Annotated in this window: 4 protein-coding genes; all 4 read right to left on the bottom strand. The window is 69.5% G+C overall.

The window, feature by feature from the left end:
- Positions 1 to 2,879: 2,879 nt before the first annotated feature.
- A complete protein-coding gene (locus FDZ70_03185) occupies positions 2,880 to 4,454 on the bottom strand; it encodes a PAS domain S-box protein (GenBank protein TLM79419.1) in 1,575 nt (524 codons plus the stop codon).
- Positions 4,447 to 4,905, bottom strand: coding sequence for a response regulator (locus FDZ70_03180; GenBank protein ID TLM79418.1), 459 nt, complete (start codon positions 4,903 to 4,905; stop codon positions 4,447 to 4,449). The genes FDZ70_03185 and FDZ70_03180 overlap by 8 nt, the downstream gene beginning before the upstream one ends.
- Positions 4,902 to 7,634 carry a PAS domain S-box protein gene (locus tag FDZ70_03175; protein ID TLM79417.1) on the bottom strand — a complete coding sequence of 911 codons (2,733 nt, stop codon included), beginning with the start codon at positions 7,632 to 7,634 and terminating at the stop codon, positions 4,902 to 4,904. The genes FDZ70_03180 and FDZ70_03175 overlap by 4 nt, the downstream gene beginning before the upstream one ends.
- Positions 7,635 to 7,724: 90 nt before the next feature.
- Positions 7,725 to 9,044, bottom strand: coding sequence for a hypothetical protein (locus FDZ70_03170; protein ID TLM79416.1), 1,320 nt, complete (start codon positions 9,042 to 9,044; stop codon positions 7,725 to 7,727).
- Positions 9,045 to 9,617: the final 573 nt, after the last annotated feature.

The following is a 9,617-nucleotide window of genomic DNA, read 5'->3' as shown; positions in this document are numbered from 1 at the left end:
ACCCCGACCACCCCGGAACCCCGCCCGAGACCGTCACCGTGCGCGCCACCGCGCAGTTCGCCGGCAAGGCTCTCGCGGGTGCGCTCGAGGTCCCGCTCGAACGCCCACCGGTCATCGACTGCCGGCCGGACCTGTTCAAGGCCTCCACGGGCACGGCCGAGACGTGTGAGGTGCTGGTCTGGGTCGAGTACCCCGGCGGGCTCGAGTGGGAGTTCACCACCGCGTGGAAGGACAAGGACCGCGCACTCGCCCGCGTCGACCAGCGCCGCGAGGCCGCCCACTCCGTGACGCTGACGCTGACCGAGGACGCCGGGAAGCTGCCCGAGACCGGCCGGGTCGAAGAGGCGTCGACGCTCGTGGTCACGGCGACCGCGGAGGGCTGGGACCCGCTCGAGCGCTACGTGAAGGTGATCGTCGCGCGCGAGGGGCTGTTCATCGACAACGCGACGCGCAACCCGGACGGCACCTTCCACGTCGAGGCGCGCGGCGAGATGAAGCCGACCACCATCGACGTGCGGGTGTACGCGCGCGACGAGACCGGCGAGGTCGCGTACTCCCGCGAACTCACGGAGTCGGTCGAGTTCGCGGCGGGCGGTGAGGAGGGCACGCCGGGCCGGACCGCCATCGACTTCCCCGAGTTCACCGTCGAGCGCACCGGCATGCGGCCGCTCGACCCGCCCTCGGCCACCTACACGCTCACGATGGGCCGCGCGCTGCCGAGCGGCTCGGCGAAGCCTGTGACCGCCACGCTGGTCGCCTCGGTGCCGGGCCAAGACAAGCCCGAGTTCACCTCGCAGGTGCCGATCCTGTTCTACGGCGTCGACATGTCGCCGTTCTCGGAGGCGTGGCACGCTGAGCAGGACAAGTGCTTGGAGATCGTCGAGAAGTACGCACCACTCGACCTGAAGGACCGCCTGCGCCAGATGGTGTACGAGAAGGCCCCGCTCGTCGGCGCCGAGGCGCTCTACGAGCTGCGTCACCGCATCTGGGCGATCTCGGAGAACGCCTTCCGCAAGGAGGCGCACGACTGGGAGACCGTCGCCTGGACCTACGAGCAGGTCGAGAGCGTGGCCGAGTGGACGAGCTGGTGCGGCGACATCGCGTTCGCGGTGGTCAGCGGGAGGATCGTCGGCACGGCGGCCGGGATCGCCCTCGGCATGATCAAGCCGGTGCTCGTCTCGGCGATGACCGCGTACGTCGAGGGCAAGGACGTCTCGACCTGGGCTGCCGAGCAGGTCCGCATCATCGCCGAGATCGGCGAGGGGCAGCTCACCGACCCCGACTTCCTGCAGAAGATGAGCGGCGCGGGCAAGATGAAGGTGTGGGCCGTGTTCACCGTCTACACCTTCGTGAAGAACTGGGCGATGGACCCGAACCACAGCCTCAAGGAAGCCGGCATCAACACGGTCCGGATGCTGCGCGACCAGGCGCTCATCAGCTTCCTGCGCACGGTCGCCGGGACGAGCCCGGTGACACCGGGAACGGCGGGCAAGCCCGCCGGTACCGCGCCCAAGACCGCGCCGCCGGTGGTGCCGAAGGCCCCGAAGGCCGCGGTCCCCGCGTCCACAGCCCCGGGCGCGAAGTCCGCGAAGGCCGGGCCGCGTGAGGCCAAGCCGGTCCGCAAGAACCCCGAACCCGGCTCGGTCGTGCATCCGGACGAGGGCAAGCGCGCGAAGCCGGACCTGAAACCGAAGACCGAACCGCGCGCCGGCGACCCCAAGACGCGCGCAAAGGACCACGCGGACCGCATCAAGGCCGGCGCGACCAAGGATGCCGAAGGGCGCCCGTGCGCCGACGAGAAGACGACCACCGACCTCATGCGCGACCCGGATGCGGCCCGCAAACTGCGCGACTCGGACCCGGCTGCGTGGGAGGCGTACGAGCGCACCCGCGCGAAGTGGCGAGGAGAGCACGACGCCGCGCTCGGCGACACGGTGGCCGACAAGCTCGGCGTGCCTCGCGACAAGATCAAGGTGCAGACGGTCGGCACCGAGGGCGGCATCGACCGCGACGTGCGCGTGGTGATCGAGGTGCCGGACCCGCGCCACCCCGGCAAGACGATGGACATCGAGGTGCCGAAGGAGCGGTGGCAGTCAGACTCGCATCGCATCTTCGCCGAGCAGACCGGCGGGCCGCCCGCGAACGACCCGGTCGGCCAGGCACGGCACGCCAAGGACCTCGGCATCGTCACCGGCGACGGCTACCACGGCGAGGCGTGCGCCGACTTCGCCGACCAGGGCTGGCACACGCGCGAGGACGGCACCCGCGTGCGCGTCCAGACCGAGCCGCGCCTGCAGGTGGTCAAGCGCGGCGAGGGCACGCTGATCGACCCGGACGGCCTCGGCCGCACGTACGAGACGAAGGTCGGCGAGTCGTATCACGAGGGCAACCCCGGTGACGCGTACAAACAGGCGCACAAGGCCGTGGCCGACCTGTCGGGGTGTCAGGACGGCTATCGGAAGCAAGGCTACGACGTGCGCGAGACCCCGCCGGCCGTGAAGAAGGGCCTGGACATCATCGAGCGCGTGCACGAGGGCAAGATGACCCCCGCCGAAGGCGACACCGCACTGCGCGAGGCGGGCCTCGGCGACGGGCTGACCGGCTTCATGGAGAAGGTGTCGAGCCAGTTCGGACAGTTGGGGTTGGCGCGGAAGGCGTAGGCGCGGGGGACCCGCTCGGCGGATGCGAGGCGCGGCAGCTGCTATACCACTTGCGTCATATATGATTCCCGCGGCATAAAGCGCTGCTCCACGCGCTCTGACCCGGCCCTACAGCCGCCACTTGCCGCGCCTCGCGGCGCGCGCTTCGGCCTCGAGTCGGCAGAGCAGGTCGAGATACGTGCGGCCCTGATGCCGGCCGGCATCCTCATGCCCGTGCACCTACGGCTCCGCGCTTCGAGGCGACTCCGCCCGCACGTCGAGCGTGAAGGTCGACCCTCGGCCCACCTCACTCACCGCCGTGAGCGTGCCGCCGAGCAGGACGGCCAGCCTTCTTGAGATGGCGAGTCCCAGACCCGTCCCCTCGATGTCCGGTCTCGCGGCCTTCCCACGCCCGAAATCGTGGAAGATCCCGTCGAGGTCGTCTTCCGCGATCCCGCACCCGGTGTCCTCGACCTCGAACACGAGCCGGCCGCCGGATCCGGCAACGCGGACCGTCACGCCCCCGCGGTCGGTGAACTTGATGGCGTTGGCCACCAGGTTGAGCAGGATCTGGGTGAGCAGACGGCGATCCGTGAACGCCGGCACTCCCCCTTCAGGACACTCGACGGCCAGATCGATGCACTTGCCCGCGGCGATGGGAGTCAGGATACGTGTGGCGTCCCGGACCGCGAGGCAGGCATCGAACGCAGCGGGATGAGGCTCGACCCTCGACGCGTCGAGCTTCGAGAGGTCGAGGATGTCGTTGATCACCGCGAGCAGATGCTTGCCGGCCTCGAGTATGACGCCCAAGTGCTCACGCTGCTCGCCGCTGACCTCGCCGGCCATGCCGGCGAGCATGAGGTCGGCGAACCCGATGATCGAGTTCAGGGGTGTTCGCAACTCGTGCCCCATGCTCGCAAGGAACTCGCCCTTCGCGGCGTTGGCCCTCTTGAGTTCGTCAGTGCGTTCGGCGACGATCCGCTCGAGGTTGGCCCGGTAGTCGTCGAGCGCCTGCTCGACCTGGACGCGCTGCGTGATGTCTCGAGTCACGCCCAATAGCTGGAGACATCCCTTGTCGTCTGTGCTGATCGTGGTCAGTATCTCCGTGCACACCGCGTGACCGTCCTTGCAGGGCTGCTCTGCGCGGTGCATGCGCGTCGTCGCGGACCGATCACCTGCGAGGTACGCGTCGACCCGGCCCGCCATGCTCTCGAGCATCTCCTCGGCCGATCCGGGCACGACGGAGTCGTCGAGCGGCCGGGCCATGACCTCCTCGGGCGTGAAGCCGGTCAGCCGCTCGATCGACGGGCTCACGTAGTCGAGGTGGCCGCTGTTCACGTCCAGGACCCACAGCACGTCCGCCACGTTCTCGGCGAGGAGCTGGTACAGACGCTCGGAGCGTCTGCGCCGCGCCACCTCGGAAGCGTGCGCCAAAGCACGCTCGACGGCGAACGGGAGCCGGCTCATGCGATCCTTGAGCACGTAGTCCACCGCGCCGTTCTGGAGCAGCTCGACAGCTCGCTCCTCGCCGACCGTACCCGACACGAAGACGACCGGCACGTCCGGCCGGCGCTTCTTCAGGATCTCGAGCGCCTCCGGGCCGCCGAATCCCGGTATGGTGTAGTCGGCGAGCACGACATCGAAGGTGCCGGGGCCCTCGAGCGCACGCTCCAAGGAGTCGCGTCCACCGACGACCGTGCAGTCCGCCTCGATGCCGCCTTCTCTGAGCGTCTCGCACGTGAACTCCGCGTCCGCCGGGTCGTCTTCGACGATGAGGGCACGGACGTGCGGGACGGCTCCGCTGTCTTCAGCCATCGTCGTCGCCCGTCCTTGGCGGACCCTCGTTGATGACCCCCCAGAACACCCCGGTCTCCCCGATGGCCTTGACGAACTCCGTGAACTCGACGGGCTTGACGACGTACGCGTTCACGCCGAGATCGTAGCTGGCGGCAAGGTCCGAGTCCTCGCGCGAAGAGGTCAGCATGACCACTGGCTGCATGCGCAGGGCCGGGTCGGAACGGATCTCGCGCAGCACCTCGAGACCATCCATGCGCGGCATCTTCAGGTCGAGGAGCAGCACGGCCGGCGGTTCGGGAGAGCGATCGGCGAATCGGCCTTCCCGGCGCAGGTACTCGAGCGTCTCGACCCCGTCGGACACCACCGTCACGCTGTTCGCCAGGTGGTGCGAGGAGAGGGCATCGAGAGTCAGCTCGACGTCAAAGGGGTTGTCCTCGGCGATGAGGATCGTCCGCAGATCGATCGTCATGGCGCTTCCCTTCCCTCGGGGATGGAGAACCAGAACGTCGCGCCGGCTCCCGGCTCGCCTTCAGCCCAGGTGCGGCCGCCGTGGCGTTCGACGATGCGGCGTACGGTCGCCAGTCCGATGCCGGTGCCCTCGTACTCGGCGGTCGGGTGCAGTCGCTGGAAGACCCCGAACAATTTACCCGCGTAGCGCATGTCGAAACCGGCTCCGTCGTCGCTCACGCGGAAGACGACCTCCCCTTCCGCGCGCTCCGCGCTGACCGAGATGTGGGCGACCTCTCGAGCGCGGGTGTACTTGATGGCGTTCTCGGCGAGGTTGCGCCACACGAGCCGCAGCATCCCGCGGTCGCCCATCACAGGGGGCAGCGGGCCGATGTCCCACCGGATGTCGCGGCCCTCCTGCGCGCCGTCAAGGTCACGGAGCACCGCCGCGAGCGACTCGGCCATGTCCACGCGAGACCGGACCAGCTCGAGCCTCGACGTTCGAGAGATGTGCAGCAGAGCGTCGATGAGATACCCCATCTGGCGTGCGGAGCCGGAGACCGAGTCGAGGTAGTGGCGCGCCTGGTCGTCCAGCCCGTCGCGGTAGCGCCTCTCGAGCAGCTCGATGTAGCCGGTGATGTGGCGCAACGGCGCTCGAAGGTCGTGCGAGACCGAGTACGTGAACGCCTCCATCTCCTCGGTGGCGCGCTTGAGGTCGGCGGTGCGGGCGGCGACCAGGGTCTCCAGCTCCTCGGCCGTCCGCGCCAACACGAGCTCCGCGGCCTTGCGCTCGGTGATGTCGAGCACCTTGCTCAGCACGTAGTCGGCCTCGGGCGTGCGTATCGTCTCCGCGAAGTACAGTGCCGTGCCGATCCGGCCCGACTTGTCGCGGAACTCGAACTCGACGCCGTCCACCGAGCCCTCGTCGCGCAGCCGCGATAGCACTCGCGCACGGGCCTCCGGGTCGACCCACAGCGAGAGTGCGGCACTGTCTTGGCCGACGACCTCGCCGGCGGTGTAGCCGGTCAGGTCCTCGAACGCGGCGTTGACCGCCACGAACTGCATGCCCGGCATCATGCCGAGTGTCGCGGCGACCGGACTCCTGTCGAACGCTGCAGCGAAGAGCGCCTCCGAGCTGGCCGCGGCGTCGCGTGCCTCGTGGCGCTCGGTCACGTCCTGGATCGAGCCGCGCACGAGGACCGTGGCACCGTCCTCCACCACCGGCGCGCCACGTGTCTCGATCCACTTCACCGTGCCGTCCCGCAGCGTCGCCTGCGCCTCGATCGTGAACTCGGTGCCATGATCGACGACCTCCCGGATGGCACGCTCGAGGCGGTCGCCGTCCTCGCCCCGGTAGTAGCCTCGGGCGGTCTCGGCGCTCGCGGGGTCGGCCGAATCGAGCCCGAGCACGCGTGCGCCCTCGTCCGTCCACGTGCCCTTGCCTGTGGCTGGATTGAACTCCCAGCCGCCGATCTTCGCGACCCGCTGTACCTCCGACAGGAGCCGGGCGTGCTCCAAGAGAACCGACTCCAGCAGCTTGCGATCGCTGATGTCGAGCATGACGGTCACCAGATGGTCCTCACCCTCGACCGTGATCGGGGCCGAGGAGAGCAGGATGGGGACCCCCCTGCCGGACTTCGCCCTCGCGGCGAACTCGATGGACCGGGGTCCTCCCGCCTCACGCTGGAGCTGGATCAGCCTCGCGCGCTCCTCGGGCGCCCACATGTCGAGCTCGGTGGAGGTGTGTCCGATGACTTCCTCCCGCTCGCGCTCGAACATGCGCAGGAACGCCTCGTTGACATCGGCGAAGCGTCCGTCGGCGACGCGCGTGATCGTCATGCCGACCGGCCCGACGTCGAAGACCTTGGCGAACCGTTCCTCGGACGACCGCAGCTGCTCCTCCACGCTCGCGAGCTTCGCCAGGTCGACAAGGAGAGTGACGATCGGGTATTCGGGCCCTCCGGGCCGCGTCTTGACCACGAGCGCGGTGACTCGCGTGCCGTCGCTCCGCAAGTACTCCTTCCTGAACGGGTCGCAGGCCCCCCTCGCGGCGAGCTGATCGAGCGCAGCCTCGTCAGCGGGAAGCCACTCAGGCGGTGTGAGCGCACGCAGGTTCAGCATGCCGGCATGGAGTTCGTCCCGGGTGCGCCCGACGAGGTCCAGGAAGAAGTCGTTCGCCTCGAGTACGCTCCCGTCTGACATCGATAGCGTGAGCCCCACTACGCCCGCGCTCGCGATGCTCTCGAGTTGCGAAGTCGCGACCTCCAGGTCGCGCGACCTCGCGGCGAGGGCGGTGATGTCCTCTGCGACCGCCGCGAGGTGCTCACCCAGGGGGAACACCGTGCAGCGGAGCTCCTTGCCCAGCCTCTCCATGCACGCGGCGTGGATGAAGGGCTCGCCGGAACGCATGACGCGCTCGGCGATTGGAAGAACCCCCGTCCACGCGCCGGACCCGAGGAGGTCGTCGAGCGACTCGCCGCGGACCTCGTCCAGGTCGCGCCCGAGTAGCGCCAACGCGGGCGGGTTGGCGTCCGCGAGGTGCAGGACTGTGATCTCGCCCTGATCGCCCCGCACGACATCCCACACATAGACCGCCACGGGGAGGCCCGAGAAGACCTGCCGGTAGAGGTCGTCCGCAGCGTCACCGCCGCGCGGCTGATCCAAGCCCTCGGTCTCGCTCACGATCCGCCCCGTTCCGTTCGCGCGCGCCGCACCGGGCACGCACGAACCACCGCTCGGTAGTATGCCCACCGGACGGACGCACTATGCGTCTCACCGCCGAGAAGACCTCACGGCCGCTCGCGACCGCTTCGCGCTCGCGAGCGGATCGCCCGGGCCGAGTCAGATCAGGTCAGCGGGACTGAGGCCGAGGATCGAGGGGGCGAGGTCCTCGACCGGCCATGGCCGGTCAGCGCCCGGCCTGGTCTCCAGGCGCGCGGTCACGCTCAGCCCCTCGGCGTCGAGGATCACGCGGATGACGGGCCCTTCTCCACCGCCATGCGAGTCGACCACGCCGACCGAGAAGTCGGAGAGGAGGACCACGCTGCCCACGGGGAACGGACCGAGCTCCCGGGCCAGCAGACCGGCGATCGCCGGCTCACGACGCGCCACCGCGTCTGACAGAAGGGCGATCAGTGCGCCGCGCGGAGTGCGGGCGTGCCCGCCGCAATCAGACGAGAGCAGCGAATCGTAGCGGTCTGCGACCGCGACGATGCGTGCGGCAGCGCCGACCCGCCCCGAGCCGCCGGCCAGCGCCGCGCCATGGTGATCGAAGGCCGCGATCAGCGGAGTCGAGTCCTCGGGGGCGAGCGCTTCCAGCGACCTCACCATCGCGTCGCGATGGTTCGTCCCGGAATCGGCATGCACCACTCCGCCTGCGTCGTGCAGGAGTGCACAATGAGCAAGCGACAGCAGCTGTGCCTCATCGAGACCGACGGCGCGTCCGATCACGACCGAATGGAGCATCACCCGCATGGCGTGGAAGGGGCCGTCGTCCTCGCCGCCCCGGATCACGGCCAAGCGCATCACCGGACCGGAGTCATCCGCCGACCGGTCGATGAGACGGCGCAAGGGCTCGTCGAGCGCTTCGAGCGTCCCGGCCCGCCCTGCGCGTAGCCGTTCGACGATCTCGATCAGCTCCCCGAGCACGGCATTGTACAGTGCGCGATCGACAGCTCTCTCGGCGTCACGGGCCGCGTCGGCGTCGCCGCACTCGTCGTCCTTGGCGATCGCGGCAAGCGTCACGTGCGCCAGACCCATTTCGGCGAGCGCTTCGATGGCGTCGAACCCTGCGCGCGGCGCGGCCGCGAGCAGGTCCGCGAGGGCGAGCGTCTCTGCCTCATCGAGCCCGGGCGAGAGCGTGACCGACTCGATCCCGAGCGTCTCGAGCACGCCCGCGAGATGAAGTGCGCTGCTGAGGTCGCCGCCTATCATCGCCGAGCCGGCCTTCACCTGGCCTCCGTCGACGTCGAGCCGCTCGTGACCCGCAGAGTACAACCGTCCTTGGCGCACGCTGAGCACGACGGGGCCGCTGCGGGTTGCTTCCGCAGCCGCCTCCACGACCTCCGCGAGCGCCGCGATGAGGGCTGGGTGCCCGACCGGGTACAGCTGGATCGCGCGCCGTGCGGCGGCGATGCGTATGACGAGCGTTTCGACGTTCATGTCACGCAGCCCCTCTCATTCCGAGTGCCTGTGAAGCCAAGCCGGCGGACGTGTCGTTCCGGCTCCACGACGTACGTGCACGGACCCCGATCAGCCGCTCGGGTTCCTCATGCGCCCAACCGTCTCCGATGCGAGCCAACGTCTTGATGATCTCCGCGGACAAGTGAGCGTGGGACGCTGAGTGCTCCACCTCGCGAAGGCGTTCCACGAGGGCCGTCGAGCCCGGAGCACCGATCTCCCCCAGTCCGCGCACAGCCGCAAGAGCGACCTCCGGCACGGTGTCACGAAGCGCACGCGACAAGACCGGGATCGCCACCGGCACCGCCGCAGCGGCCAATGCACTGACCACCTCCCTACGCTTCGGAGCGTCCTTGGAGGACATGACACGCTCGATCGCCCCGAGCGAGGCGGGATCACCGCTCCTCGCGAGCCAGGCGACGACGGGCCCCACGTGAGCGCCACATACGGTCTGCGTCGTGGGCCGGACGAAATCGAGCAATCGGTCGCCGACGACCCGCTCAGCCGCCCGCAACCCCAGTCCGCCCCGCTCGATCGCGGCAGCGGTGAGCGCCG

This window comes from Actinomycetota bacterium (assembly GCA_005774595.1).
GTDB lineage: Bacteria > Actinomycetota > Coriobacteriia > Anaerosomatales > D1FN1-002 > D1FN1-002.
This window is presented reverse-complemented; position numbering and strand designations above follow the sequence as displayed.

Excerpts from the sequence above, each read along its gene's own strand:
- FDZ70_03185 (TLM79419.1), bottom strand. The coding sequence starts at position 4,454 with ATGGCTGAAGACAGCGGAGCCGTCCCGCACGTCCGTGCCCTCATCGTC.
- FDZ70_03180 (TLM79418.1), bottom strand. The coding sequence starts at position 4,905 with ATGACGATCGATCTGCGGACGATCCTCATCGCCGAGGACAACCCCTTT.
- FDZ70_03170 (TLM79416.1), bottom strand. The coding sequence starts at position 9,044 with ATGAACGTCGAAACGCTCGTCATACGCATCGCCGCCGCACGGCGCGCG.